Here is a 25586-nt window from a genome sequence, read left to right as displayed (position 1 = left end):
CTTCGAACGGGACCGTAAGGGGGGAGGGCAGGCACGTCAATGGTTCGGACAAGAACTCGTGCGCGCATGACGCGGACACATCCAGGCGCGTAGTCTCGAACGTCCCTGAGGACAGCGGGACATGAGAGCGAGGGGCGCGATGGAGTTCGCGGACGCGGCCTTGGGTCCGGCCTCGTTCCTCAGCGAGTTCTACACATCCTTCTGGTGGATCCCGGCCGGCGTCCTGGCCGCCGCGCTGGCGATCAAACTGCCGACGATCATCCGGCTGTGGACCGACCCGCTGCTGCGCGCGGTCGGCGGTCTGCTGCTGCTCGCCTGCGCGGTGTTCGTCTTCGTCGCGCCCTCGACCATCGTGTGGGTCAACCGCGTCACCGGCGTGCCGAACATCTCCGCGCCCTGGGTGTACTCGCTGCTGACCGCGTTCTGCGGCTCCTGCCTGGTGCTGATCATCGCCTGGCGCAACGGGCTGTCCGACCACTCCGCCTCGACCCGCCGCACCACCCGCTGGGTCGTCGCGGCCTACGGCGGCGTCATCGTCGCGCTCTGGGTGCTGTTCGCCCTCGCGGACGTCCCCGTGGAACGCACCCGGGACCTAGACACGTACTACGCCAACACGCCGTTCATGCGCGAGGAGATCCTGCTCTACCTCCTCGCCCACACCACCGCGGCACTCATCACCTCGAAGCTGATCTGGAACTGGATCCGCACCGACGGACTCGACGCCTGGCTGCGCGGCGGGCTGAAGTTCCTGGGCGCCGGCTACGCCCTGAACCTGGGCTTCGACGCCGCGAAACTCACCGCCGTGGTGGCCCGCTGGACCGGCAACGACCTGGACTGGCTCAACCTGAACGTGGCACCCGCGCTGGCGTGTCTGTCCGCCGTGTCGATCGCGGTCGGCTTCATCCTGCCGCACGCCGGCCAGTACCTCCACGAACGCTGGTGGATCCGCCTCGCCCACCACCAACTGCGTCCGCTCTACCTGCTGATGAGGAGTGTCAACGGCACCGGGGTGCCGTTCCTCCTCCGCGCGAGCCCGGAACTGCGCCTGACCCGCCGCGAGACCTTCATCCGGGACGTACTGCTCCCGCTGGTCCGGCGCATCGACGAGCCCCTGCACCGGCGGTCGTACGACGCCGCCCTCGCCCTGGGGTTCGCCCCGGAGCGTGCCAAGGCGCTCGCGGCGGCGGTGGCGATCCTGGACGCCGTGGACAGGCGCCCCGACCCGAGCGACGGTGACGGCACGAGCGACACCACCGATCTGCTCCGGGAGATCGGCGCCGTCTCACGGGCCCTGCGCCGCCCCGACGACATCCGGGCGGTCCGCGCCCGCGCCGCCGCACTCGAGGACACCGCGGCGGTCACCGAGTGACGCCGCACGCGGGGACAGTGGCAGGAACGGCACCGGACTTGGCATATTGCACAGGTGACCGAGCGACGCCCAGGGGAACAGGGAGACAGCGGTGCGTACCAGGAAGGAGATGCGTCGTCTCGCTGACGCCCTCATCGACCCCATCCGGGTGCCGGTCCCGGCCGACCCCGAGGTCCTGTTCGAGGCGCTGGTCGCGTCCGTCAGCGCCTGGCGGGGGCGTGAAGTCGTCGTCCACCGGGCGGCGTTCCCGCCGCACACCGCGAGCGGGCTGTGGCTGGAGCGCGAGCACCACGACGACATCGTGGTGGACGAGCGGGCGGCGGTCTGGCACCAGATCGTGATTCTGTGCCACGAGGTGTGGCACATGAACCGGCGTCCCTCCGCCGGGAGTTCGGACGACACGGGCAGGCCCGTCGCCGCGCGAACCGACTTCAGCCTGGCCGAGGAGCAGGAGGCGGACCGTTTCGGCATGCTGATGGGCCGTCGGCTGCGCACCTGGCTCGACGCCTCCGCCGACTCGGTGCTCGCGGCAAAGGCCGGTGACCCGGAGGACCCGCAGGACCTCGCCGGACGCATCGGCGCCGCGCTCAACTACCGCGGGACGAAGAGATGAGCGGGCTGATCAACTACCTCAGCTGCGGGGCACTGTGGCTCGGCCTGCTGGTCAAGGCCCCGGACCTGCTGCGGCACCGGCGTGACCCGTATCTGCGGGCCATCTGCGTGGTGCTGGGACTGGCGGGGCTGTGCTTCTTCCTCGGGGCGCCGCCCACGGTCGGCGTCGTCAACCGGCTCGGCGGCACGCCGAACCTCGCCGCGCCCCTGACGTACGCGGCGATCACCGCGTACTGCGCGGCCTCCCAGGTCCTCATCGTGTACTGGCGCGGCGGGCCCCGGGTGCACCGCACCGCCCGCCGCTGGATCCTCGCCTACGCCGGTGTCGTCGTCGGCATCGCGGTGACGTTCGCCCTCGGTGACGCACCGGTGGAGCGCCGTACCGATCTGGACACCTACTACGCGACCACTCCGTTCATCGCCCAGATGATCGTGCTGTACCTGGTCGCGCATCTCGTCGCGGCCACCGTCACCGCGGTGTCGTCGCTGCGCTGGGCGCGCCGGGTGCGGGGCGGGCTGCGGGTCGGGCTGACCCTGCTCGGCACGGGTTCGCTGTGCGGCGCCGGTTACAGCGTCGCCAAACTCACCGCGGTGGTCGCCCGCTGGTCCGGGCGGGACTGGTCGGCGCTCGGCACCGCCGTCTCCCCGGCGGCCGCCGGTCTCGGGGCGCTGCTGACGGTCGTCGGAGTGCTGGTCCCGCTGCTCGCCCCCTGGGTGACGGAAGTACGGCAGGCGCGGCGGACGTACGCGCGTCTCGCACCCCTGGAGCAGGCGCTCGACGAGCTGCTCACGCGCCGTACGCTGCGGCTGCCCCGGCCCCGGTTCGCCTCTCCCGCCACCCGGCTCGTGTGGCGGCAGACCAGCATCCACAACGCGCTGAGCCACCTGGACGCCTATTTCGACCGTGCCCTGTACGAGCGGACCCGCCAGAGCGCGCTCGACGCGACGGGTGATCCGGAGGGGGCCGTGGCGGCGGCCTGGGCCGCGGTGATCGCGGCGGCGGCACGGGAGGAGGCGGCCCCGGGGCGGCAGGCGCCACACCCCGACGGCACCGGCTGCCTTGCCGACCGCGTGCCGGGAACGGCCCTCCTGGCCCGAATCGCCGACGCACTGGCCGCACCGGCCGGTGCCGCCGGTGTGCCGACCGGTCCTGCCGAGGCCACTCCGGCCGGTCCCGCCGATGTGCCGGCCGCTCTCGCCGACGCCGCTGCCGCTGCCGATCCGGCCGTGGCTTCGCCGGCGGGGCCCGTGCCGAGCGTCACGACGACGGGCACCGGATGATGCGCACGGCCGGGGTGAACCGCCGTTCGGCTGAGGGGAGTCGGCCGACATGAGTCTCGTCGTGTACCTGGCCGCCTTCGTGTTCGGCATGTCCGCCGTGCTGCTGTGCCGTCCGCGCACGGCCGTGCGGAATCCGCTGAACCTGTCCACGTGCGTGGCGATCGCCCTCGGCGCCCTGGTCTTCGTGTGCGCCGCGCCCCCCACCCTGTCCGCGGTCAACGCGCTCACCGGCATCCCCAACTTCGGTGCTCCGCTGACCTACGGAATGCTCTCCGCGTACAGCTGCAGCGTGCTCGTTCTGCTGATCAACTGGCGGGGCGGCCCCCGCGTCCTGGTGCGGCGCCTGGTGCTGCGCAGCATCGCCGCGTACGGGCTGCTGGTGCTGGCCATCGTCGGGCTGTTCGCGCTCGCCGACGCGGACACCGAGCGGCTGCGCGATCTGGACACCTACTACGCGAACACCCCGTTCATGCGGGAGATGATCCTGCTGTACCTCGCCGGGCACAGCGCGGCGATGCTGGCGATGTGCGCCGTGTGCGTGAAGTGGGGCCGCGAGGTCACCGGTCTGCTGCGCACCGGTCTGCGGCTGATCCTGCTGGGCGTGCTGCTGGACGTGGTGGGGTTCCAGCTGACCAAGTACACGGCGGTCGTGGCGCGTTGGTCGGGTCACGACCTGGACTTCCTGTCCACCGACGTCGCCCCGCCGATGGCCTCGCTGGGTGCGCTGGTGTGCTCCGTCGGGTTCGTGCTGCCGCGGCTGGTGCCGTCGGTCAGATCCCACTGGCGCGGGCTGGGCGACTACCGGCGGCTGAGTCCGCTGTGGTCGCTGGTGCAGTCGGTGTCCACCGCCCCCAGACCCCCCACCGCCTGGTGGCAGCTGCCCCAGGCGCGGCTCCAGTGGCGCGAGGTGTCCATCCACGACGCCCTGCTCACCCTGGCGCCCTACTTCGACCACCGGGTCCGTGAGCGGGTGCGGGACGCCGCCCTGCGCACGGGCCGCTCCCCCCACGAGGCCCGTCTGGCGGCGGAGGCGGCCATGCTGGCCGACGCCGCGCGCCGGGCCGCCGCCCGCGAGCAACCGCCCGAGACCGGCCGCAGCTACCGGCTGTACGCCACCGAGGTCTCGGGCACGAGCGGGCTGGTGGAGCTGGCCCAGGCGCTGGACCGCCTGCCCCCCGCACCCGCCGCGCCCGAAGGCGCGGTGCCGCCGCCCATGGCCGGAACCATGGCAGAACCCGAGGAGCCCCATGTCGCGTAGAGCTGTCGTCATCGGTGCCGGACTGGCCGGGATGCTGGCCGCGGCCGTCCTGTCCACCGCCGGTGTGGACGAGGTGATCGTGCTGGACCGCGACGAGCTGCCCGAGGGCCCGGAGCACCGCCGGGGCCTGCCGCAGGGGCGCCATGCGCATCTGCTGATGGCCGGCGGCATGGACGCCATGGAGGAGCTCGTGCCGGGGGTGAGCCTGCGCAAACGGCTGCTGGCGGCCGGGGCGCACGAGATATCCCTCAGCTCCGGAATGCTCGCGCTGACGCCCGAGGGCTGGTTGCGGCGGTGGAAGCGCGAGGGGCCGGTGATGCTGACGTGCAGTCGCGCGCTGGTGGACTGGGCGGTGCGGACGGCGGTGCTGGAGCAGACCTCGGTCGAGGTGCGCAGGGCTACGGCGGTGAGACTGACCGGCTCCGCGCGGGCAGTGACCGGCGTGCGGATCGCGGCGCCCGGCGGGGACACGGACATCGAGGCCGACCTGGTCGTCGACGCGAGCGGGCGCGGGACGCGGGTCGTCACCTGGCTGGACGGGCTCGGGGTGTCCGGTGTCCGGGAGCGGACCGTGGACTCGGGTCTGGTCAACGCGACGCGTGTGTTCCGGATACCGGACGGCGCGGAGAGGTTCCCGCTGACGATCGTGCAGGCCGACCCGTTCGTGTCCCGGCCCGGGCGCAGCGCGATGGTCATGCCGATCGAGGGCGACCGGTGGATGGTGAGCTGCGGCGGCACCCGGGGCGGTGAGCCGCCCGCGGATCCGGAGGGCTTCCTGCGGTACACGCTCGACCTGCCGGACCCCATCGTGGGGCGGCTGATCTCCGGCGCGGAACCGCTCACGGACGTGCATCTGAGCCGGTCCACCAGCAATGTGCGGCGGTATCTGGAGAAGGCCCCGCGGTGGCCGGAGCGGTTCGTCGTCCTGGGGGACGCGCTGGGCACGTTCAACCCGGCCTACGGGCAGGGCATGACGGTGGCCGCGTTCGGCGCGCAGGTCCTCGGCCGGGAGCTGGCGCGGAGCGGTCCGACCGCGCCGGGTCTGGCCCGGCGGGTGCTGCGCGGGGCGGCGCGGTCGGTGGACGCGGCGTGGTCGATGGCGGTCGGTCAGGACGTGCTGTATCCGGAGGTGCGCGGGGGGCGGCCGAGCGTCGCCGACCGGGTGGTGACGGCCTACACCCGGCGCATGATGAAGGCGGCCACCGGCTCCTACGCCGCGGCCTCCGCGATCTGGGACGTCACCAGCATGCGCACACCCCCGACCCGCATGTTCCACCCGAGCGCGGTCCTGGCCGCCGTCGCCGGATCCCCGCTGCCCCCGTCGACGGAGCCACCGTTGACACCGCGCGAGCGGGACCTGCTGCGGGGGCTGGACCGTACGGGGGCCTAGGGGGTGTCCGCAAAGTCGCGTCGTCCGCCCGAAGGGCGGGCCCTGCGGCGTCCGGTGCGTGCTCTGGGGGTCCCCCCGGCCGGAGGCTGGGGGAGTGCCGGGCGGACATCCGCGTACTGGTTGTACTCGGGTGTCCGCCCGGTGCGGCGAGAGGGCGTGCCGGGCGTCGCAGGGCAGGCGGGACTTTGCGGACACCCCCTAGGGCGGCGTCACCCGGCGAACGCGGGCTGCGCGACGCCCTTGCCGATGCCCGGGAGCACCAGGAGCGAGCCGGCCAGGGGGTGCGGGGCGGGCAGGCCGACGCGGGCCGTGGTGAGGTAGAGGTCGGTGAGGTCGGGGCCGCCGAAGGCGCAGGCGGTGACGCGGGGGACGGGGAGGGGGATGACGCGGGCCAGGGTGCCGTGGGGGGTGTAGCGGCGGATCGCGGCGCCGTCCCACAGGGCCACCCAGACACAGCCGTCGGCGTCGACGGTGAGGCCGTCCGGGAAGCCGGCGCCCTCCTCGATCTCGGCGAAGGGGCGGCGGCCGGAGACGGCGCCGGTCGCCGGGTCGTGGTCGAAGACGTCGATGCGGCGGGTCGGGGTGTCGGTGTAGTACATCAGGCGGCCGTCGGGGCTCCAGCCGGTGCCGTTGCTGACGGTGACGTCGTCGAGGACCGTGGTGACCCGGCCGTCCGGGGAGATACGGGACAGGGTGCCGCCGCCGGGCGCCTCGTCGTAGCGCATGGTGCCGGCCCACAGGGTGCCGTCGGGGGCGACGGCGGCGTCGTTGGCGCGGCGGCCGGGGACGACCTCGCGGTGCAGCCAGCGGAAGGTGTCGTCGGGGTCGAGCAGGCCGACGCCGTCACGCAGGTTGAGGACCAGACCGCCGCCGGTGCGTGGCTTGACCGCGCCGATGTGCTGCTCGGTGCGGCGCAGGGTGCGGTGGCCGGTTGCGGGGTCGTAGGTGTGGATGCGGGAGGAGAGGATGTCGATCCACAGCAGGCGGCCGGTCGCCGGGTCCCAGGTGGGGCCCTCGCCCAGGGTGGCCTCCGCGCGGACCGCGACCTCGTACGCCGGGGAGTTCGTCATGCGGCGCTCCGGTGGCCGAGCCGTTCGGACAGTTCCGCGGCGCCCTTCGCGGCGAGCTGCTCCAGTTCGGCGCGGCGCTCCTCGCTCCAGCGGATCATCGGCACCGAGATGGACAGGGCGGCGACCACCCGTCCGGTGCGGTCGCGCACCGGGGCGGCGACGCAGGAGACGTCCGGGTTGGACTCGCGGGACTCCACCGCGATGCCCCGGGTGCGGATCTCGGCGAGGGCCTCGCGCAGGGCGGCCGGGTCGGTGATGCTGTTGGGGGTCATCGCGGCCAGCTCGGCGCCGTCGGGGATGCGGGCGGCGAGTTCCTGCTCGGGGAGGGAGGCCAGCAGCATCTTGCCGACGGAGGTGCAGTGGGCGGGCAGCCTGCGGCCGGCCGCGGACACCATCCGGACGGCGTGGGTCGAGTCGACCTTGGCGATGTAGATGACGTCGGTGTCCTCCAGGATCGCCACGTGCACCGTCTCGTCGCAGGTCTCGGCGACGGAGCGGGCGACCTGCTGGCCCTCGGCGGCGAGATCGAGGTGCTCGGCGTAGCGGGCGCCGAGCTGGTACGGCCGTACACCGAGCCGGTAGCGTCCGGGCTGGCCGGCCACCGGGACGATGTACTTCCGGGCGGCGAGCGTGGTCACCAGCTCGTGGACGGTGGTGCGCGGCAGCTGCAGCTTGCGCACGATGTCGGGGGCGGAGAGCGTGCCGTCCCCGTCGAGAAAGAGCTCGAGAATGTCGAGAGCCCGGGTCACGGCAGGTACGAGGCGTCCCACGGCCGGCCCCCTCCCTGTGAGTCTTTGCCTGTGTTCGATATTTCAACAGACGATCGGAATGACGAACACAGGCTAGCCACAGCGCGTCGATGCGGGCAATGGGTGCGTCCGAGCTGTGGCCCGAGGTGTGGCCGGAGTGGGGCCTGATGCTCCAGTGATCGGGGGGATAGGGTGACGCCGTCTGATCACCTTCATGAGCTCCCTGGGGGGAGCTTTCCGAGCTGTGGAGTGGTGAATGAAGCACACGTCTCCTCACCGTGCCCGTCTCAGACGCGGTGCGGCCACCGTCGCCCTCGTCGCGCTGGGCGCGACGGGTGGCTGGGCGAGTGTGCCGGCCGCGGCCGCCGACGCGCCCACGGGCACGGTGTGCACGCCGACCGAGGGCTTCGTCGGCTGCCGCCTGTTCGTCCCGCCCACGACCGCGGGGGCCAAGGCGACCTTCACCGTCCCGGCGAACGTGGACGCCCTGGACGTGCGGGTCTGGGGCGAGGGCGGAACCGGCGGCCCCGGTGCCTCCGGCGGCGCCGGCGGGTTCGTCCGGGGCACGCTCGACGTCACGCCGGGCGAGTCGCTGTCCGTGGCGGTCGGCGGGCCGGCGCGTACCGGTGACGCGCTCGGCGGCGCAGGCGGTGGCAGCTGGGCCAACCGCGGCGGCAACAGCAGCGCCATCCGCACGAGCGACGGCAAGGCGCTCGTCATCGCCGGTGGCGGCGGTGGCGGCGGAAGCAACGTCAGCACCGGCCAGGCCGGTGTCGCCGGCGGCGAGGCGGGCCAGGACGCGTCCGAGGGCGAGCGCGGTGGCAAGGGCGCCGTGAAGGGCGTCGGCGGGGCCGGCGGCGGCAAGGGTGAAGCGGGGGCCGACGCCTCGGCGGGCGGCGCGGGCGGCGACGGCGAGAAGACCAGCCGCTACGGCGGTGGCGGCGGCGGTGCCGGATACGCGGGCGGCGGCGGTGGAGCCGGGTCCGCCGACGACGACCGGCTCACCGGCAGTGGTGGCGGCGGCTCCAGCTACGCCGACCCGGACCGGGTGAGCGACGTGCAGCTGCTGGTCGGCGAGCGCACCAAGGCGCCCGGCAAGGACGACCCGTTCTGGGCGCCCTCCGACAACCCGATCGACTCCGGCGTCGCCGAGGGCGGCCCCAACGCGCCGGGCGGCCCCGGCCGTGTGGTGCTCCAGTGGAAGGGCACCGTCCCCACGGAGCTGAGCGCGGTCTCCGGTGACGACCAGACCATCGACCCCGGCTCCGAGTCGGCACCGCTGGCCGTGACGGTCCGGGACAAGGACGGCAAGCCGGTCGAGGACGCCTCCGTGACGTTCGCGATCGAGGACCCGGCCGGACTGGGTGTCGTCTTCGACCCCAGCTACGAGACCAAGAAGGTCGCGATCGCCACCGACGCGCAGGGCCGCGCCCAGACCTCGCCCATCAGCACCACCTCCCGCCAGGGCGAGTTCACCGTGCGCGCCACCTCCGCGGGGCTGACGAAGGTGTTCACGCTGCGGGTGAAGCCCCTGGCCAACGAGGTCAAGGTGATCGAGGGCGACGGCCAGAGGACCGAGCCGGGCCAGCCGTTCCCCGAGGCCCTCAAGGCGCAGGTGACCGACGACGGCCAGCCGTCCGCGGGCGCGGAGGTGGACTTCCGCATCGAGGCGAGCCGCTTCGACGGCGGTCCCACGTTCAAGGGCGGCGCCGAGGGCGCGCGGGTGACGGCCGACGCCGAGGGCATCGCCACCGCCCCGGAGATCGTCGCCGGTGACGCCCCGGGCACGTACACCATCACCGCGAAGGTCACCGGCGGCGCCGGCGCCACCTTCACGGTCGAGGTCGCGAAGAAGGGCGACCCGTCCGCCACTCCCAGCCCGGGTGCCTCCGCCGGCACGGGTGGCACGGACGGTGACGGGGGTACCGACGGCAACGGTGACGGCGCGGGCAGCGGTTCCGGGGGCGGCGACTCCGCGACCGGCGTCCTGGGCGGTCTGGCCGACACAGGCGCGGGCGGCATCGCCCTGCTGGTGACCGTGGCCGTCGCCCTGGCCGCCGTCGGATTCGCTGCCGTCCGTCTCTCCCCGCGGCTGCGCACGCGCTTCCAGGGCCGCCGCTGACCCTCCGGGCCGGGGCGCGGCACGCGTGACGCGTTGCGCACCCCGGCCCTTCTCAGCGGCGCACCTCGCCCAGGGCTCCGCGCAGACGCTGGGCGCGCAGGACCAGTTCCAGTTCGAAGCGGCGGTCCGGGTCGTCGATCTCGTCGCCCCACAATTCGCGGATCTGGCGCAGGCGGTAGCGGACGGTCTGCGGGTGCACCCCCAGACGGGCGGCGACCTCCGGGGCGCCGCCGCGGGTCTCCAGCCAGGCCAGGAGCGTTTCCGCGAGGCGGCGCCCGTGGGTGGGGCCGCAGTGGGCCAGCGGGGCGAGGCATCGCAGGGCGAGGTCGTCGATCAGTTCCTCGGGCTGGAGCAGGACGAGGGCCTCGGTGTGCTCGGTGCAGTGCAGCACCTCCCCGGCCGGCAGCAGACCCCGCTCCATCAGGCGTACGGCGGCCTCCGCCCAGCGCAGCGACTTCGCCGCGTCGGCCAGCGGCACGGGCGGGCCGATCGCGCCGGACCAGCCGGTGAGCGCGCGGTGCAGCAGCTCGGGGCGGCCCGCGGCGTCCGGTTCGGGGACGACCATGCGGGGCTGCTCGTACTCCATGTCGAGCAGGACGCCCTGCCCGACCGCCGGTGCCATCGCCTCCCGCGCCGGGCGCAGCAGGACACCGGCCGCGACCTTCGTCGGCAGGGGCCAGCCGATCCGGGCGGCCCGCTCGGCGAGCGCGTCGGTCGGATCGCCCCGGTGGTGCTCGGCGAGCAGCAGTTCGATCAGCTTGCGCTGCAGCCGCAGGCGTTCGCCCGCCTGGCGGGCGGCGGCCTCGGCGTATCCCCGTACGGACTGGTCGACCAGGCCGTCCAGGTACTCGTAGCCCGCGTCGACCAGTTCGTACATCGCCGGGGGCGGGATGTCGACGCGCTGGCCGATCTCCGCGAAGCAGCGCCAGGCCAGGCGCACCCCCATCCGGTAGATCGCCTGGAGCGAGTCCAGCGACCGCCCGTGCAGGCCCTCGCCGCGCCCGAACTCCTGGAACACGCCGGGCGGTACGGTCGGCCGGCCCTCGGAGTTCTCCAGGTGCTGGACGAACACCTCGATGGCGCGGCGGATGCCGACCAGGGCCATGGGCTCGCCGGAGTCGTCCAGGACGACGGGCAGATGAGGGTACTCGCGCTGGATCTCGCTCATGATCTGCTCGGCCAGCGCGGGCGCCTCGGCCATGGCGATCTCGGCGAACTGACGCACCTGGTAGCGCGGTACGTCGTGCCAGGCCGAGCGGGTCGTGAGGGTTCGGGACGCCGGCACGGCTCAGCTCCCCTGACCGGCTTGCTCGTAGGTGATCAGGGGTGTGTTCGGCTGGTCGGGCCCGGCTTCGAGCAGGGCCACCACACCGAGCGCGGCGCCCACGGCGAGGGCCGCGCCGAGCGCGACGGTCAGCGCCGCGGCAAGCAGTCTGGACATCGCAGGGTCAGCCTCTCTGTCGGGAGGTTCCCCACCCCCGGCACCTGTGTCCTCATCCCTGCCAGTCGTGCCCACAGTGTCGACATGACATTGACACTCCGTCAAGGGGCGCCTACGGTTCCCGCCCCAATACCGGATGCGCACTTTCCCTCACGGCGCCGGCCTGACCCGTCGCGCCGTCCCAAGCCTCTGGAGTGCCCGGATGCGCCGTACAGCTTCCCCTTTCTCCCTGGTCATACTGGGTCTCGGCACGTTCTTGCTGGTGCTGGCGCCCCTGCTGGCGTGGTACGTGCAACCGCGTGCAGCGGTGAACCCGATCGACATCGACACCACCGCCGTCTACACCGGTCGCGGCAGCGTCTTCGACACCGAGAAGATCGAGACGGTCCCCGACCAGAAGATCACCGTCACCCAGCGGGTCCGCGGCAACGTCGAGGACAGCGAACGCAGCGGAAACGCCGTGTGGGACGTGATCACGACGGTCGACACGGACAAGTCCCTGCCGGCCGCCGACCCGCACGACGCGCTGGACGTCAACGTCCACCGCTGGGTGCTGGACCGCAGCACCACCAAGCCCGTGCACTGCTGCGAGGAGAAGCCGTACATCGAGGGCGAGGCGTATCTGAAATTCCCCTTCGACGTGCAGAAACGGTCCTACCAGTGGTGGGACAACACCCTCGGCGACACGGTCGTGCTGCGCTACCGGGGCACCGAGAAGGTCCAGGGCTACACCGGCTACAGGTTCACCGGCTCCGTCCCGCCGACGAAGGCCGGCACGCGGCTCGTCCCGGGCAGCATCGTCGACCAGCCGGACCGCCCGCAGGTGCTGGCCGAGGAGTGGTACTCCAACCACGGCATCGAGCTGGTCGTCGACCAGGCCACCGGCCGGGTGATCTACGCCCAGACCGGCCCCAAGCGCACGCTGCGCGCACCGGGCGGGGAGAAGGACGCGGCGGTGCTGCTGGACGCCGAGAAGATCGCGTTCACGACCGAGACGCAGCGGGAAGCGGTGCGCCAGGCCGAGCGGGACAGCGGTCAACTGCGGCTCGTCGGCGAGACGTTGCCGATCGGGGCGGCGGTGGCGGGATTCGTCCTGGCGGTCGTGGGCGGGGTTCTGGTGGCACGTGGACGGAAGGAAGACGGAACGCCGGAAACACCCGAGATGCCGGATGTGCCCCAGCCGACCCTCACGAAATGACGTGACGTCAGCTACAACAAAGCGGGAAATTGTCACACCGGTGAGTAGCCGTGGGGAACGCGTGGGCGAAAACTGTCCAATCCCCACCCGAGCACACAGTGTCCCCACCCCACCCTCACCGGTCTGAAACCCACCCCACCGTTCTCATCCACCCCATCATTCACCCACCCCACCGTTCTCACCGACCCCACGCTGAGTTCCGCACCCTGACACGAGTTGGAGCACCGATGCCCCAGCACGTACCGTCCAAGCTGCGCCCCGCGTCCCCCAGCGCGCCGCAGCACCCTCCGGCGCTCCCCCCGCATCCCCGCCGGATCGTCTTCCTCGCCCACCGCGACCTGGGGAATCCCTCCGCCGGCGGCTCCGAGCTGCTGGTCGACCGACTCGCCGACGGGCTGACCCGCCTCGGGCACCAGGTGACCCTGCTGTGCGGAGGGCCGGCCGCCTTCCGCGACTACCGGGTCGTGTCGGCGGGCGGCACCTACGGCCACTACCTGCGCGCCCGGTCCGCCTTCGCCCGGCAGGTCGGCGACTGCGATCTGCTGGTCGAGGTGTGCAACGGCATGCCGTACCTGGCCCCGCTGTGGCACCACGGACCCACGCTGTGCCTGGTCAACCACGTGCACACCGATCTGTGGAGCATGCGCTTCGGCGGGCCGCTGGCCCCGGCCGCACGGCTCGGGCGAAGACTCGAACACTGGGCGCTGGGCGCTGCGCGGCCGAGCGGGCTGATGGTCGCCGTCTCACCGTCGACGGCGCAGGCGCTGCGCGGGATCGGCGTCGCACGGGAGCGGATCCGGATTGTGCACAACGGTGTCGAGGAGCCGGGTCCGTTCACCGGGCGATCCGATGAGCCGCTATTCCTGGCGGTGGGACGGCTGGTCGAGTACAAGCGGATCGATCTGCTGCTGCGCTTGTGGGAGCGGGTACGGCCCGTGACCGGCGGCCGGCTGGTGATCGTCGGGGACGGGCCCGAGCGGGAGCGGCTGGAGCGGATGGCCGGTCCGGGCGTCGAGTTCACCGGGCACGTGTCCGAGGCGGAGAAGCACCGGCTGCTGTGTGCGGCGTGGCTGTTGCTGCATCCGTCCGCCGTGGAGGGGTGGGGGCTGGTCGTCACGGAGGCGGCGGCCCGGGAGACGCCGGCGATCGCGTTCGACGTGCCGGGGCTTCGGGACTCCGTGGTGGACGGGGAGACCGGGGTGCTGGCTCGGGGGGAGTCGTCGTTCGCCGCGGCCTGGTGCACGTTGGCCTTGTCCTCTCATCGGCGGGAGCTGATGGGGAAGGCTGCGCGGGACCGGGCCGCACGCTATCGCTGGGATCGGACGGTTCGGCAGTTCAGGGCGGTTGCTTCGGAAGCGGTGCGGGGGTGGGCGTGACGCCTCAACGCCGTTTCGGTCAGGTCGTCGCGCGAGTGCCGGTTGTCCGTGGCTGGTCGCGCCCCGCGGCGAAGCCGCAAACGGATCCAGCCCCGCGCCCCTATCGGGGCGCTGATCGGGCCCGTGTTCACAAGGACCCTTCTTTTCGGCGGTCTCTTGCTCTCTTCCGGGCCTTCCTGCGGGAGCAGGACGATCCCGAGGGCTGTTACTCGCTGCTCGCCCGTGATGCCGTCGATCAGGTCGAGGCGTACGACCGGGCCGTTGCCGGGCGGGTCGTCGTGGATGTCGGTGGAGGGAACGGGTACTTCACCGAGGAGTTCCGGCGGCGGGGGGCCTTCGCCTATCTCTTCGAGCCCGATCCGCGGGAGCTCGGGGAGAAGCCGCCCGACGGAGCCGTCATCGCCGACGGGTATCTACTGCCGCTGGCCGACGGGGTCGCCGACGTCACCTTCTCCTCCAATGTGCTGGAGCACGTGTCCGATCCGCAGACCTTTCTCAGTGAGCTGGTCCGGGTGACCCGGCCCGGCGGGCTGATCTACGTGTCGTTCACCAACTGGCTCTCACCGTGGGGCGGTCACGAGTGGGCCCCGTGGCACTACTTCGGCGCCGAGCGGGCCCGCGCCCGCTACCGGCGGCGTACCGGCAAGGACGCCAAGCACACGCTCGGCGAGAACCTCTTCCCCGTGCACATCGGCACCACGCTGCGGCAGGTGCGCGCCCGCGACGACGTGCGGATCGTCTCGGCGCGCTCCCGCTACTGGCCCTTCCTCACCGAGGCCGTCGTCAAGGCGCCGGTCCTGCGTGAGTTCGCCACCTGGAACCTCCTCCTCATCCTCCGGCGGTGTCCCGAATGACGACCACGGTCCAGGCTCCCCCTCCGGCAGCCGTCCCTCTCACCGCGACCGCCTCCGGTCCCCCCGAGGGCCCGCGGTCGCGGCGCTGGCTGCTGGGGTTCTGGGCAGTGGTGTTCGTCCTGTTCGTCGCGGTGCAGCCGGGGCGGCAGACCTTCGACACCAAGCTCGGTGTGACCGTCGACCCGGGGCAGTTCCTCGCCGACCTGGGGCAGTTGTGGCACGACCGGGGGTCGTTCGGCGGGATATCCGACCAGTACGTCGGCTATCTGTGGCCGATGCTGCCGTTCTACTGGCTGTGCGATCTCGTGCAGGTGCCGGTGTGGCTGGCCGAGCGGCTGTGGATGTCACTGATCGTGTCGGTGGCGTTCTGGGGCGCGCTGCGGCTGGCCGAGCGGCTGGGGGTGGGGAGCCGTGCCTCGCGGCTGCTCGCCGCGGTCGCCTACGCGTTGTGGCCGGTGTTCACGACCGTGGTCGGCTCCACGTCGGCTGCCGCGCTGCCCGGTGCCCTGCTGCCGTGGGTGCTGCTGCCGTTGGCCGACGAGCGGTACGCGGCTCGGGTCGCCGCCCTGCGGTCGGCGCTGCTCGTGCCGTTCATGGGCGGGGTCAATGCCGCGTCGACGCTGGCGTCGCTGGTGCCGGTCGGGCTGTATCTGCTGTCCCGGCCGCCGGGGCCGCGGCAGCGCAAGCTGATCGCCTGGTGGGTGCCCGCGGTGATCGTGGCGACGGCGTGGTGGTGGATTCCGCTGCTGTTGCTGGGCGTCTACGGCGAGAACTTCCTGCCGTACATCGAGAGCGCGCAGACGACCACCGACACCATGGCGGCGACGGAGGCGTTGCGCGGCGCCGGGAACTGGGTGGCGTATCTGCACTTCGGTGAGGCGTGGCTGCCGGCCGGCTGGGCGGTGGCGTCCTCGGTGGTCGTGATCGTCTGCTCGGCCCTCGCGGCCGGGCTCGGGCTCGCGGGGCTGGCCCGGCGCGACATGCCGGAGCGGCGCTGGCTGGTGCTGACGGTGCTGGTGGCGGCGCTGGTGCTGCTCGCCGGGTACGGGGGCGCGTTCGGGGCGCCGTTCCACTCGGTGGTGCAGGACTGGCTGGACGGCTGGCTGGCGCCGTTCCGGAACATCTACAAGTTCCAGACGGGGCTCGCGCTGGCGCTCGTGCTGGGGCTCGCCCATCTGGTGGGCGTGGCCGCGGAGCGGCGCGGGGCGGGGCGGCCGGTGCGGGGGCGGCGGTTCGCGCCGCTGGTGGCCGCGGTGCTGATTCTTCCCGGGCTGGTGTGGCCGTATCTCAACGGGTCGCTCCTCAGCCCGGGGTCGTTCCAGGAGATCCCGAAGTACTGGCAGGCCACGGCCGACTGGCTGGAGAAGTACTCCCCCGATGCGCGGGCCCTGGTCGTGCCGGCCACCGCGCACGGCGTGTACACCTGGGGCTCGACCATCGACCAGCCGCTGGACGTGGTCGCCGAGTCCCGCTGGGCGCAGCGCGACTACGTGCCGTTCGGCACGCCGGGCAACCGGCGGGCGATGGACGCGGTCGAGCAGGCGCTGATGACGGGCGCCGAGGTGCCAGGACTCGCCGACTACCTGAGCCGTGCGGGCGTGTTCTATGTGGTCGTCCGCAATGATCTGGACCCGGATCAGCTGGGGTACGTACCGACGACGACGGTGAAGCGGACGCTGGAGCAGTCCGGGTACGAGCGGGTGACCGGGCTCGGGCCGGTGACGACCGGCGGACGGATCGCCGGTGACACTCCGTTGCAGGTCGAGGGGCTGTATCCGCGGCAGCGGGCGGTGGAGATCTACCGTCCGGCCGGCGAGGACGTGCCGCGTCCGGGGCAGGCCGCGCTGGCACCGGTCGCGGACACCGCCGTGGTCTCCGGCGGCCCGGAGGCGCTGTTGCCGCTGGCGGGCGAGCTGCGTGGCCGGCCGGCCGTGCTGACCGGCGACCACCACCCCGGGCTCGGCACCCCGCCGGTGCAGGTGATCGGCGACGGGATGCGGCGCGCGGACACCCGGTTCGGGCTGGTCAACGCCAACACGTCGTACACCTACACGCGAGACGAGCGGAACGCGCCGGACGCCGCGCAGGACGCGGGTGAGGCGCCGCACCAGATCCTGCCGACCGAGGGCCAGGTGCACCAGACGGTGGCCGAGCTGCGCGGCGCCCGCTCGGTGACGGCCTCCTCCTACGGCAACTGGCTGTTCCACCTGCCGCAGTTCGACCCGGTGAACGCCTTCGACGGCGACCCGGCCACCGCGTGGGCGGAGGGTTCGGCGGGCTCGCCGGACGGGCAGTGGCTGCGAATCGGCTTCGACGGCCGCTACGACATGCCGGACTCGATCGGCATCACCCCGCTGCCGCAGAACAGCGTGCGGGCCGCGGCGACCAAGGTGCGGGTGGAGACGGAGAACGGCTCCGAGACCAGCTTCCTCCAGGCCAACGGCACCAAGCAGCGGGTGAAGGCGCCCGAGGGCGGGACGCGGTGGATGAAGCTGACGATCGTCGACTCGGTGGCGCGGACCGCCGGTCTGGCCGGCGCGGGCTTCTCCGAGATCGACCTGCCCGACGTGCAGGTGACCCGGCTGCTGCGGCTGCCCACCGACGCGGAGAGCTCCACCGCCGCCACACAGATCGTCTCGCTGCACCGTGCCGCCGACCCCACCGGCCTGTCCGCCACCGGCACCGAGGCCGGGCTGCACCGCCGGTTCACCACGGGCACGGCGGGCACCTACGAGGTGCGGGCCAACGCGGTGGCCGTGCCCGGCGAGGCGCTGGACCGGCTGCTGTACGAGGTGGCGCCCGAGCAGCGGGACCAGGTCGTCGCCACCGCCGACTCCGTGGCCCGGCTGGGTGCGGGGCTGTCCGCCCGCAACCTCACCGACGGCGACCTGACCACGGCGTGGATCGCGGGCGACCGGCCGACCATCCACCTGAGCTGGGAGGGCAAGCAGCCCGTCGGTGAAGTGGTGCTGGCCCCGGCGGGCGGCCTGTCCACCCGGGCCGCCGAGGTGCACATCAGCTCCCCGGACGGCGCGGCCATCGCGGGCGTCGACGAGAACGGCATCGTCCGCTTCCCGCCGATCACCACCGACCGGCTCGACATCACCATCACCCAGACCGCGCCGCTCACTCTGCACAACCCCGTCGTCGACGAGGACCTCCAGCTGCCGGTGGGGCTGACCGAGGCGTACGTCCCGGCGCTCGAGCAGTACCGCACCCCGCAGCCGTCCGGCGACCGGGAGTTCTCCCTGCCGTGCGGCAAGGGGCCGGTGCTGGCGGTCGACGGCGAGCTGTACGAGACGAGCGTCAAGGGCACGGTCCGGGACCTGGTGGAGCGGCGCCCGGTGGAGGTGACGCTGTGCCAGGAGGGACGCGGGGAGGAGCAGCTGGAGCTGTCCGCGGGCCCGCACCGGGTCGAGGGCGGTGACGCCGGGCCGCTGGCGCTGACCGACGTGACGCTGACCCGCGGCACCGTGCCGGAAGCGGCGACGTCCGGGCGTGAGCTGCGGATACGGGACTGGCTGGGCGACCGCCGGGAGGTGAGCGTCGGCTCGGGCGCGGCCTCGTACCTGACGACGTTCGAGAACTACAACGAGGGCTGGAAGGCCACGCTGAACGGCGAGGAGCTCACCCCGCTGCGGCTGGACGGCTGGCAGCAGGGCTGGCGGATCCCGGCGGGCGCGGGCGGCACGGTGAAGCTGTCCTACGAGCCGGCCACGACGTACGACGCCGCGCTGATCGGCAGCGGTGTGGGGATCGCGGCGCTGATCGGGCTGGTGCTGTGGCGCCGCAGGGCCGAGAACCCCGACGAGCCGCAGCCGGTTCCGCCGGCGCCGGGTCTGTGGCTGGGCGCGGTGGCGCTGACGCTGATCGGGGTGGTCGTCGCGGGCTGGTGGGCGCTGCTGGTCCCGGCGCTGGCGCTGGTGGCGTGGCGCAGGGCTGCTCTGCTGGTGCCGGTCGCCTTCGCGGCCCTCGCGGGAGCGAGCGTCGCGGCGGCGCTCGGTGCGGGCGAGCCGGTCGGCGCGGGCGAGGGCGCGTTCGGGCACGTGGCCCAACTGCTGGCGCTGCTCGGGTTGTTCGCGGCTCTGGTGAGCATCGGCGAGCTGGGCGGACGCGAGGGGCGTGCGGAGGACGGGGGTGCGCAGGACCCCGGGTCTACGGCGGTACTGCCTCCGGTGCCGGCGCCCGCCCCGGCGGCCGGACCGCACCCGCCGGGATTCCGGCCGGCCCCGGAACCGCCGCGCACGTCACCGCCGGCTCCGGGGTCACCGCAGGCTTCCGGGGCGCCGCAGGCTTCCGGGCCATCGTCGGCTTCCGCGTCGTCGCCGGCTCCCGGGTCACCACCGGCTTCCGCGTCACCCTCGGCTTCGGTGCCGCCCGGTGCCGTGCCGCCGCCGGGGGCCTCGTCGGCGGGCGGATCCGCGCCCGGCGCCGAACAGCCGCCGCCCGCCGTCTCCGACCCGCCCACGCGGCGGCTGCCCCGGACGCCGGGCGACAGCGGGAGGGACGGCTCCGCATGACCGCACCCCCGCGCATCCCCTTCCCGGTGGTCGACGAGGTCGCCCGGCACTGTCTCCAGGAGGAGGAGCCGGAGACGGTGCACATCGAGGTGCACCTGCCCGGCCCGCTGGACGAGGCCCGGCTGCGCAAGGCGTTCACGGAGGCGCTGCGCAGGCACCCGCGCATCCTCATGCGCGAGGCGCCCGGCCCCTGGTACCGGCGCCGCTACGAATGGGAGCTGACCGAGGACCCGGACGTGGAGGTGGTGACCTTCCCGCCCCCGGGACGTGACGCCCTCCGCGACGCCCGCACCCGCGCGCTGACCCAGGCTCCCCCGCTCACCGCGTCCCCGCCGGTCCGCCTGGAGGTGGTGGCGGGCGCCCACGCGGCGGAGGGCAGCGAGGCGAGCGACGCGGTCGGCGCCGAGGTGGGCGGAGGCCGCGGCGGTGTGCGGCTCCCCTCGGACGCCCTCACCGTCGGCTCCCGCGGCACCGGCGGCACCGTCCTCTTCCTCACCATCAACCACACCGCCCTCGACGGCCCCGCCTGTCTCCGGGTGCTCGCGACCGCCGGCGAGCTGTACGGCGGCCGGGACAACTCCGCCGCCGCGCCGCCCGTGCGGCCCCCCGAGACACCGCAGGGACCGTCGGACATGCCCTCCAACTGGGCGCCGCCCGCACGGGTCGCACGCGGAACGCCCGAGCCGTCACCGGGGAACGGGCTGCTCGTCACCGAGCTGCCGCTGCCGCGCCGGCCGCAGGGGGCGCCGTACACCGTCAACGACCAGTTGATGGTGACCACGGCGCTGACGATCGCCCACTGGAACAGGGAGCACGGGGCGAGGCCGCGCCCCCTGCGCATCACCATGCCGGTCGACGACCGGCCCCGCGACGCCACGATGCCCATCGGCAACGGCACCCGGCTCGTCGAAGTCCCCTTCGCGCCCGAGGAGCTGGACCCGGCGGAGATGCCGGAGCTGCTGCGCCGGACCGCCCTGCGGACGCGTGCGCTGAAGTCCCTGCCCCGGCCCCAGCTCGGCCACGGTGCCGCCCTGCTCACCGCGCCCTGGGCGCCGGTCGCCTGCCGTGCCGCCCTCACCCGGGCGCTGCGCAGAGCGGCGGCGCCCTGGACGTCGACCACCCTGCTCAGCAACATCGGCCGGGTCCCCTACCCGCTGGACTTCGGCGAGGAGGCGGGCCGGGCGCACGCCGTGTGGTTCTCGGCGCCCGCCCGGATGCCGCGCGGCCTCACCGTCACCACCGCCTCCGCGGCGGGCCGGCTCCATCTGGCGCTGCGCTGGTCCCGCGCGCTGCTCAGCCACGGCGACGGCGCCCATCTGCGCGACCTGTTCGAGCACTATCTGCACACCACGGAGGCGACTTAAGTGACGGCCACCGCACCCGCGCCCCGCGACCTGCGTGACTTCTACGAGAACCCCGCCGTCCCCGTCGCCTCCGGCCCCGCCCGCAGCCGCCGCCAGGCGCGCATGCTGGCCCGCGCGCTCGGCCCGGCGGACCGCGGCGGCGCGCGGACCGTGCTCGACATCGGCTGCGGCGACGGCACCGCCGCCGCGACCGCCGCTCCCTTCCTGCGCGGCCACCGCATCGTCGGCGTCGACTGGTCCCAGGACGCGCTCGCCCGCGCCCGTACCCGCATCCCGTACGCGGTGCGCGGTGAACTGACCGGCGGCGGGCTGCCGTTCGCCGACGCGTCGGCCGACGCGGTGCTGTTCAGCGAGGTGATCGAGCATCTCGTGGACCCCGACGCGGCGCTGGACGAGATCCGCCGCGTGCTGCGGCCCGGGGGCCATCTGATGCTGTCCACGCCGAATCTCGCCGCCTGGTACAACCGGGCGCTGCTGCTGGCGGGGGTGCAGCCGGTGTTCTCCGAGGTCAGCCTGCGCGGGATCCACGGGCGGCCGGGCACGGAGGTCGTCGGGCATCTGCGGCTCTACACCGCCCGCGCGCTGCGGGAGTTCGTCGCCGCGTCCGGTTTCACCGTCGTACGGCTGGAGGGCGCGCCCTTCCACGGCGTGCCGCGGCCCCTGCGTCCGCTGGACCGGCTGGCCTGTGTCAGACCACCGCTCGCGTCGATCCTGCTGCTGCACGCGCGAAGGACGTGAAGGGGGGACGGGGAGCATGTGGTGGGGAGTGGCCGCGGCCCTGTTGGCGAACGTCCTGTACAGCGGCGGGTTCGTCCTGGAGAAGCGGGCGCTCGCCACGCTGCCCGCAGTAACGATCCGGCAGCCGGCCCGGTTGCTGCGGCTGGTGCTCGGCAGCCCCCTGTGGATCGGCGGCTCACTGGCCCTCGCCGCCGGTTTCGCCGCGCAGCTCGCGGTGTACGCGACGCTGCCGATCGCCGCCGCGCAGGGCATCTTCGTCTCCGGCCTGGTGCTCCTGGTGCTGCTGTCGGCGCGGCTGCTCGGCGAGCGGACCAGCGGGCGGGAGCGGTACGCGCTCGGCGCCATCCTGCTCGCGCTGCTGATGGTGGTGCTGTCGCTGCGCGAGGCCGGACCCGGCGCGGACACGGTCGGGCAGGAGGCGCCGTACCCGCTGATCCTGCTGGTGTGCGTGCCGTCGCTCGCGGCGGGCGTGTGGCTGTACAGCTCCGCCGAGCGCAACGCCCGCCACCGGCACCGGCTGCCCACGACCGGCGTCGAGTACGGCGTGGCCGTGGGCCTGCTCTACGGCGTGAGCTCCCTCGCCATCAAGGGGGTCTCGAGCCATCTGACGACCAGCGGCATCGGCGGGGCGCTGCTGGATCTGCTGCGCTCCCCGTATCCGTATCTCCTGCTGTTCACCGGCGCGTTCGGCCTGGTGATGTCGCAGGCGGCGCTGCAGCGCTGCCGGGCCTCGCTGATCGTGCCGGTGTGCACGACCGTGACCTGCCTGTACACGGCGGTGCTCGGCACCCTGTCGTTCGGCGAGGAGCTGCCCGACGAGCCGCTGCGGCTGGCCCTGCGCGTCGCGGGCACCGTCCTCGCGGTCGCCGTGCTCCTCGCCATGCCGAAACACGACACCGCCGCCCCACCCTCCCCCACCGGCGCGAAGGAGCTGACCCCGCCGTGAAAACCGACGACCCGCTGCTGAAGATCCTGGCCTGCCCGCTCGACAAGGGCCCGCTGCACCTGCTGTCCGGGGACCGCGAGGCGCTGTACAACCCGCGGCTGCGCCGCCGCTATCCGATCGTCGACGGCATCCCGCAGCTGCTGCCGTCCTCCGGTGAGCAGGTCTCGGAGGCCGAGCACGAGGAACTGATGACGCTCATCGGCCCAGAGGAACCCACCCCATGACCGCCCGTCCCACCCTCGCGGCCCGCGTCGCGTCGCTCCTGCCCACCCGGCTCGTCGCCGCCGCGGCCCGCGCGGTCTACCCCCGCTTCGAACCGGAGCTGGCGCGGCTGGCCGACCTGTGCCCGCCCGACTGCGACACGGCGGTGGACGTCGGCGGCTGGTACGGCCCCTGGACGCGCCGGCTGGCCGGCCGCGCCCGGCGCGTGGTGACCGTCGAACCGGTCCCGCACCTGGCCCGGCTGCTCGCCGCCACCTCCCCGCCGAACGTGCAGGTGATCCGCGCCGCCGCCTCCGACCGCCCGGGCATCGCCCGCCTGTGGCTGCCGTCGGACGACGGCGGCGACCGGGGCGTGTCCTCCCTGGTCCGCCGGGACATCCACGGGCAGGCCCTGGACGTCACCTGCGTCACGCTGGACGAACTCGGCCTGAAGAACGTCGGCTTCATCAAGATCGACGTCGACGGGAGCGAGTCGGCGGTGCTGCGCGGGGCGACGGGTCTGCTGGCCCGCGACCGCCCGGCCCTGTTCGTCGAACTGGAGTCGCGCATCCAGCCCGTGGCCCCGGTCGTGACGTATCTGTCGCTGCTCGGCTACGACGGCTGGGTCCTGCCCGGCGACGCCTGGCTCCCGCTGTCCCGCTTCCCCCTGGAGGCCCACCAGGCCGAGGCGTCCTACGTCGTCACCCACGGCCTGCTCCGCCGCGTCCTGCCGTACGGGATCCTCCGGGGTCCCCGCTACGTCAACTCGGTGCTGTTCCTGCCGGACGGCCGCCGCCCCGGCGGCCTCCCGGTGCGCGACGATGGTGCCCGTGCCCACCGGAAAACACCCCGCTAGCCCCTTCACCCGACTCGACTTCCAGCTGGTCCTGCTGCGCCGCATGGCCGACCACAACCCGGACCTCGTGGAGGACGCCCGTCATGCCCTCGGCGTCTCCCTGGCACAGATGCGCGAGGCCAACAAACGATGGCAGGCGATGGTCCGCTCACCGGGCTCCCGGTCGGCGCTCTCGCGCTACCGCTCCGTGCTGGGCGAACCGGAGTCCCGCGCCCCGCGCAGGGTCGGCGACCTGGACTGCGAGGCCTGGCAGTGGCCGCTGCCGCTCTGGCCCGACCTGCGCTTCGAGGTGCTGACCGCTCCCGGGGGCGCCGTGTGGAACGAGTGGCTGGTCCGCGCCCCGCACGCCGAGCCGCCTCGGCTGCGCACGGTGGAGGACCTCACCCCCTGGTCCTGCACGGTCGACGAGGCCGCCCGCGCCTACGCCCCGGCCCGCCCCCTCCAGGGCTCCGCCCCCACGCGCTGGGGCCTGGCCTTCACGGCACCGGACGCGCACGGCGAACCCCACGAGGTCGTCGCCGAATTCACCTGGGGACTGCTGCAACGGACGGCGGTCAGCCCGCCTCGGCGGCCTTGAGGATCGCGTCCACCACACGCGGCACCGACTCGGTGTGCAGCGACAGGAACAGATTCGGCTCCACCAGTTCCAGCTCCATCACCCGCGGCCGGCCGTCGTCACCGTCCACCAGGTCGACGCGTGCGTACAGCAGCTCGGGCGCGCCGGGCACGGCCGCCAGCGCCCGCTCCGCGACGGCGAGTTCGGCGGCCGTCGGGGTCCAGGACGTCAGCCCCGGGTGGGGCACCTTGCGCGCGTCGTAGGCGGTGCCGGGCGCCAGCACCGCGCCCTTGCGGCTGGCGTGCAGCAGGCTGCCGCCGAAGAACTGCAGCGCCCGCTCCCCCGCGGTGTCGATGCTGCGCACATACGGCTGCACCATCGCCGTGAACCCCTCGGCATGCATCCGCCGCAGCTGCCGTACGGCCGTGTCGTGCTCGTCGGGCGTGTAGCGCGCGGCGAACCGCGCACCGGCCCCGGACGTGGGCTTGACGACGAACTCGCCGTCCGAGGGAAGGCCGAGCGGATCCCCCGCCGCGATGTACCGGGTCTCCACCACCGGCACGCCCGCCGCCGCGAGCTCCCCGAGGTACCGCTTGTCGGCGTTCCAGCGCACCACGTCCGCCGGATTGGCCAGCCGCGTGGCCTTCCCGCACCGCTCGGCCCACGCCGTGAACTCCGCGGCCCGCCAGCTGTAGTCCCACGTCGACCGGATGACGGCGAGATCGAACCGCCCCCAGTCGACCCCGTCGTGGTCCCACACCACCGCCGACGCCTCGGCCCCGGCCGCCTCCAGCGCCCGCACCAGCTCCGGCAGATCCCGGTCCTCGGCCACCTCGTCCCCGGGCCGACAGGTAACCAGCGCAATCCGAGCCACGACGCCCCCTCCTCCTACGAACACCCGACCGACGCGCAGGCTAACAACGCCCCCGGGAACGGGAACAGCCCGCTCGACCACGACTCCGCGTCTCGAGGTCGGGTGAGGTGGTCGCATGTCACAGTCGGGGGTGGTGTCGGCGGTGTCGTGAGCCGGGCAGGATCAGTGGCATGTCGCGCTCAGGAACGGACGCATACGACTCCGAGACCCACCTGCCGCCGCTGGTCGCCCGTGCCGTGGCCGCCGCGCGGGCGCAGGGCTTCGCCAAGTCCTGCCGCCCCGAACAGGGCAGGCTGCTCCAGGCGCTGGCCGCCGGGGCGCAGGAGGCGATCGGGGAGACCGGCACGGGCTGCGGGGTGGGGCTGGCCTGGCTGGCCTCCGGGGCGCGGGCGGGGGTGCGGCTCGTCAGCGTGGAGCTGGACCCGGAGCGGGCGCGGATCGCGGCGGAGGTGTTCGCCGACGTCCCCGAGGTCGAGATCATCACCGGTGACTGGCGACGGATCGAGGAGCACGCGCCGTACGACCTGCTGGTGCTCGACGGGGGCGGCAACGGCAAACGTGCCGGTGACCGACCCGCCGAGCCGGACCGGCTGCTGCGGCCGGGTGGGCGGATCGTCGTCGACGACTTCACCCCGGCCACCGCCTGGCCCCCGCTGCTGGACGGGGAGGTCGATCACGCTCGGCTGCACTGGCTGGAGCACCGCGATCTCCACACGGTGGAACTGCCCCTCGCGAAAGACCTGGCCACACTGGTCGGAACACGCCGCCGTGCCGCCTCGGCGGCCGGCACCGCACCCCAAGGAGCCTGACC

At 73.6% G+C, this 25586-nt stretch carries 22 protein-coding genes; 17 read left to right on the top strand and 5 right to left on the bottom strand.

What is annotated here, in order from left to right; translation table 11 throughout:
* Positions 1-139 precede the first annotated feature (139 nt).
* The 5 genes from AB0412_RS01245 to AB0412_RS01225 all read left to right on the top strand — a co-directional run bounded on the left by AB0412_RS01245 (position 140) and on the right by AB0412_RS01225 (position 5910).
* Positions 140-1369, top strand: coding sequence for a DUF6545 domain-containing protein (locus tag AB0412_RS01245; RefSeq protein ID WP_366400797.1), 1230 nt, complete (start codon positions 140-142; stop codon positions 1367-1369).
* Positions 1370-1460: 91 nt separating this feature from the next.
* Positions 1461-1982 (top strand): toxin, encoded by a 522-nt coding sequence (locus AB0412_RS01240; protein ID WP_366400350.1) that lies wholly within the window; start codon positions 1461-1463, stop codon positions 1980-1982.
* The gene (locus AB0412_RS01235; protein ID WP_366400349.1) at positions 1979-3262 is read left to right on the top strand and encodes an MAB_1171c family putative transporter; all 1284 of its coding nucleotides are present in this window, start codon (positions 1979-1981) and stop codon (positions 3260-3262) included. Before AB0412_RS01240 ends, AB0412_RS01235 begins: the two co-directional genes overlap by 4 nt.
* 49 nt (positions 3263-3311) lie before the next feature.
* Positions 3312-4520 (top strand): MAB_1171c family putative transporter, encoded by a 1209-nt coding sequence (locus tag AB0412_RS01230; protein WP_366400348.1) that lies wholly within the window; start codon positions 3312-3314, stop codon positions 4518-4520.
* Positions 4510-5910 carry an FAD-dependent monooxygenase gene (locus tag AB0412_RS01225; RefSeq protein WP_366400347.1) on the top strand — a complete coding sequence of 467 codons (1401 nt, stop codon included), beginning with the start codon at positions 4510-4512 and terminating at the stop codon, positions 5908-5910. The genes AB0412_RS01230 and AB0412_RS01225 overlap by 11 nt, the downstream gene beginning before the upstream one ends.
* Positions 5911-6119: 209 nt before the next feature.
* Here the strand turns inward: AB0412_RS01225 and AB0412_RS01220 are convergent, their stop codons facing one another.
* Entirely contained in the window at positions 6120-6980 is an 861-nt protein-coding gene (locus AB0412_RS01220; RefSeq protein ID WP_366400346.1) for an SMP-30/gluconolactonase/LRE family protein, read from the bottom strand.
* Positions 6977-7750 carry an IclR family transcriptional regulator gene (locus AB0412_RS01215; protein ID WP_366400345.1) on the bottom strand — a complete coding sequence of 258 codons (774 nt, stop codon included), beginning with the start codon at positions 7748-7750 and terminating at the stop codon, positions 6977-6979. Before AB0412_RS01215 ends, AB0412_RS01220 begins: the two co-directional genes overlap by 4 nt.
* 235 nt (positions 7751-7985) lie before the next feature.
* On the opposite strand from AB0412_RS01215, the gene AB0412_RS01210 reads away from it, so the two are divergent.
* Positions 7986-9851, top strand: a complete 1866-nt coding sequence (locus AB0412_RS01210; RefSeq protein WP_366400344.1) for a glycine-rich protein — start codon at positions 7986-7988, stop codon at positions 9849-9851.
* Between the two features lie 52 nt (positions 9852-9903).
* On the opposite strand, the gene AB0412_RS01205 is transcribed toward AB0412_RS01210, so the two are convergent.
* Positions 9904-11136: a helix-turn-helix domain-containing protein gene (locus tag AB0412_RS01205; protein WP_366400343.1), complete on the bottom strand. Its 1233-nt coding sequence runs from the start codon at positions 11134-11136 to the stop codon at positions 9904-9906.
* Between the two features lie 3 nt (positions 11137-11139).
* On the bottom strand, positions 11140-11292 hold the full coding sequence (locus tag AB0412_RS01200; RefSeq protein ID WP_366400342.1) for a hypothetical protein: 153 nt from the start codon (positions 11290-11292) through the stop codon (positions 11140-11142).
* Between the two features lie 202 nt (positions 11293-11494).
* On the opposite strand from AB0412_RS01200, the gene AB0412_RS01195 reads away from it, so the two are divergent.
* The 10 genes from AB0412_RS01195 to AB0412_RS01150 all read left to right on the top strand — a co-directional run bounded on the left by AB0412_RS01195 (position 11495) and on the right by AB0412_RS01150 (position 23922).
* Positions 11495-12490, top strand: a complete 996-nt coding sequence (locus AB0412_RS01195; RefSeq protein WP_366400341.1) for a DUF3068 domain-containing protein — start codon at positions 11495-11497, stop codon at positions 12488-12490.
* A gap of 227 nt (positions 12491-12717) precedes the next feature.
* A complete protein-coding gene (locus AB0412_RS01190) occupies positions 12718-13866 on the top strand; it encodes a glycosyltransferase family 4 protein (RefSeq protein WP_366400340.1) in 1149 nt (382 codons plus the stop codon).
* Between the two features lie 176 nt (positions 13867-14042).
* Positions 14043-14720, top strand: coding sequence for a class I SAM-dependent methyltransferase (locus tag AB0412_RS01185; protein WP_366400796.1), 678 nt, complete (start codon positions 14043-14045; stop codon positions 14718-14720).
* On the top strand, positions 14717-19240 hold the full coding sequence (locus AB0412_RS01180) for an alpha-(1->3)-arabinofuranosyltransferase family protein (protein WP_366400339.1): 4524 nt from the start codon (positions 14717-14719) through the stop codon (positions 19238-19240). The genes AB0412_RS01185 and AB0412_RS01180 overlap by 4 nt, the downstream gene beginning before the upstream one ends.
* Positions 19237-20604, top strand: a complete 1368-nt coding sequence (locus tag AB0412_RS01175; protein WP_366400338.1) for a condensation protein — start codon at positions 19237-19239, stop codon at positions 20602-20604. The genes AB0412_RS01180 and AB0412_RS01175 overlap by 4 nt, the downstream gene beginning before the upstream one ends.
* Positions 20605-21342, top strand: coding sequence for a class I SAM-dependent methyltransferase (locus tag AB0412_RS01170; protein WP_366400337.1), 738 nt, complete (start codon positions 20605-20607; stop codon positions 21340-21342). It abuts the gene before it with no gap.
* Positions 21343-21370: 28 nt separating this feature from the next.
* Positions 21371-22288 (top strand): hypothetical protein, encoded by a 918-nt coding sequence (locus AB0412_RS01165; protein ID WP_366400795.1) that lies wholly within the window; start codon positions 21371-21373, stop codon positions 22286-22288.
* Positions 22285-22512, top strand: a complete 228-nt coding sequence (locus AB0412_RS01160; protein ID WP_366400336.1) for a Trm112 family protein — start codon at positions 22285-22287, stop codon at positions 22510-22512. Before AB0412_RS01165 ends, AB0412_RS01160 begins: the two co-directional genes overlap by 4 nt.
* The gene (locus AB0412_RS01155; RefSeq protein WP_366400335.1) at positions 22509-23345 is read left to right on the top strand and encodes an FkbM family methyltransferase; all 837 of its coding nucleotides are present in this window, start codon (positions 22509-22511) and stop codon (positions 23343-23345) included. The genes AB0412_RS01160 and AB0412_RS01155 overlap by 4 nt, the downstream gene beginning before the upstream one ends.
* On the top strand, positions 23311-23922 hold the full coding sequence (locus AB0412_RS01150; RefSeq protein WP_366400334.1) for a hypothetical protein: 612 nt from the start codon (positions 23311-23313) through the stop codon (positions 23920-23922). The genes AB0412_RS01155 and AB0412_RS01150 overlap by 35 nt, the downstream gene beginning before the upstream one ends.
* Here AB0412_RS01150 and AB0412_RS01145 read toward each other — a convergent pair.
* Entirely contained in the window at positions 23900-24775 is an 876-nt protein-coding gene (locus AB0412_RS01145; protein WP_366400333.1) for a hypothetical protein, read from the bottom strand. The two genes, AB0412_RS01150 and AB0412_RS01145, sit on opposite strands and share 23 nt — an antisense overlap.
* Before the next feature lie 170 nt (positions 24776-24945).
* Between AB0412_RS01145 and AB0412_RS01140 the strand changes: the two genes are divergently transcribed.
* Complete coding sequence (locus AB0412_RS01140; protein WP_366400332.1) at positions 24946-25584, top strand: class I SAM-dependent methyltransferase; 639 nt, start codon at positions 24946-24948, stop codon at positions 25582-25584.
* Positions 25585-25586: the final 2 nt, after the last annotated feature.

It is taken from the genome of Streptomyces sp. NPDC052012, from assembly GCF_040689265.1.
Classification (GTDB): domain Bacteria; phylum Actinomycetota; class Actinomycetes; order Streptomycetales; family Streptomycetaceae; genus Streptomyces.
This window is presented reverse-complemented; position numbering and strand designations above follow the sequence as displayed.

Excerpts from the sequence above, each read along its gene's own strand:
- AB0412_RS01200 (WP_366400342.1), bottom strand. The coding sequence starts at position 11,292 with ATGTCCAGACTGCTTGCCGCGGCGCTGACCGTCGCGCTCGGCGCGGCC.
- AB0412_RS01155 (WP_366400335.1), top strand. The coding sequence starts at position 22,509 with ATGACCGCCCGTCCCACCCTCGCGGCCCGCGTCGCGTCGCTCCTGCCC.
- AB0412_RS01195 (WP_366400341.1), top strand. The coding sequence starts at position 11,495 with ATGCGCCGTACAGCTTCCCCTTTCTCCCTGGTCATACTGGGTCTCGGC.
- AB0412_RS01245 (WP_366400797.1), top strand. The coding sequence starts at position 140 with ATGGAGTTCGCGGACGCGGCCTTGGGTCCGGCCTCGTTCCTCAGCGAG.
- AB0412_RS01190 (WP_366400340.1), top strand. The coding sequence starts at position 12,718 with ATGCCCCAGCACGTACCGTCCAAGCTGCGCCCCGCGTCCCCCAGCGCG.
- AB0412_RS01225 (WP_366400347.1), top strand. The coding sequence starts at position 4,510 with ATGTCGCGTAGAGCTGTCGTCATCGGTGCCGGACTGGCCGGGATGCTG.
- AB0412_RS01150 (WP_366400334.1), top strand. The coding sequence starts at position 23,311 with ATGGTGCCCGTGCCCACCGGAAAACACCCCGCTAGCCCCTTCACCCGA.
- AB0412_RS01210 (WP_366400344.1), top strand. The coding sequence starts at position 7,986 with ATGAAGCACACGTCTCCTCACCGTGCCCGTCTCAGACGCGGTGCGGCC.
- AB0412_RS01235 (WP_366400349.1), top strand. The coding sequence starts at position 1,979 with ATGAGCGGGCTGATCAACTACCTCAGCTGCGGGGCACTGTGGCTCGGC.
- AB0412_RS01230 (WP_366400348.1), top strand. The coding sequence starts at position 3,312 with ATGAGTCTCGTCGTGTACCTGGCCGCCTTCGTGTTCGGCATGTCCGCC.
- AB0412_RS01180 (WP_366400339.1), top strand. The coding sequence starts at position 14,717 with ATGACGACCACGGTCCAGGCTCCCCCTCCGGCAGCCGTCCCTCTCACC.
- AB0412_RS01175 (WP_366400338.1), top strand. The coding sequence starts at position 19,237 with ATGACCGCACCCCCGCGCATCCCCTTCCCGGTGGTCGACGAGGTCGCC.
- AB0412_RS01220 (WP_366400346.1), bottom strand. The coding sequence starts at position 6,980 with ATGACGAACTCCCCGGCGTACGAGGTCGCGGTCCGCGCGGAGGCCACC.
- AB0412_RS01140 (WP_366400332.1), top strand. The coding sequence starts at position 24,946 with ATGTCGCGCTCAGGAACGGACGCATACGACTCCGAGACCCACCTGCCG.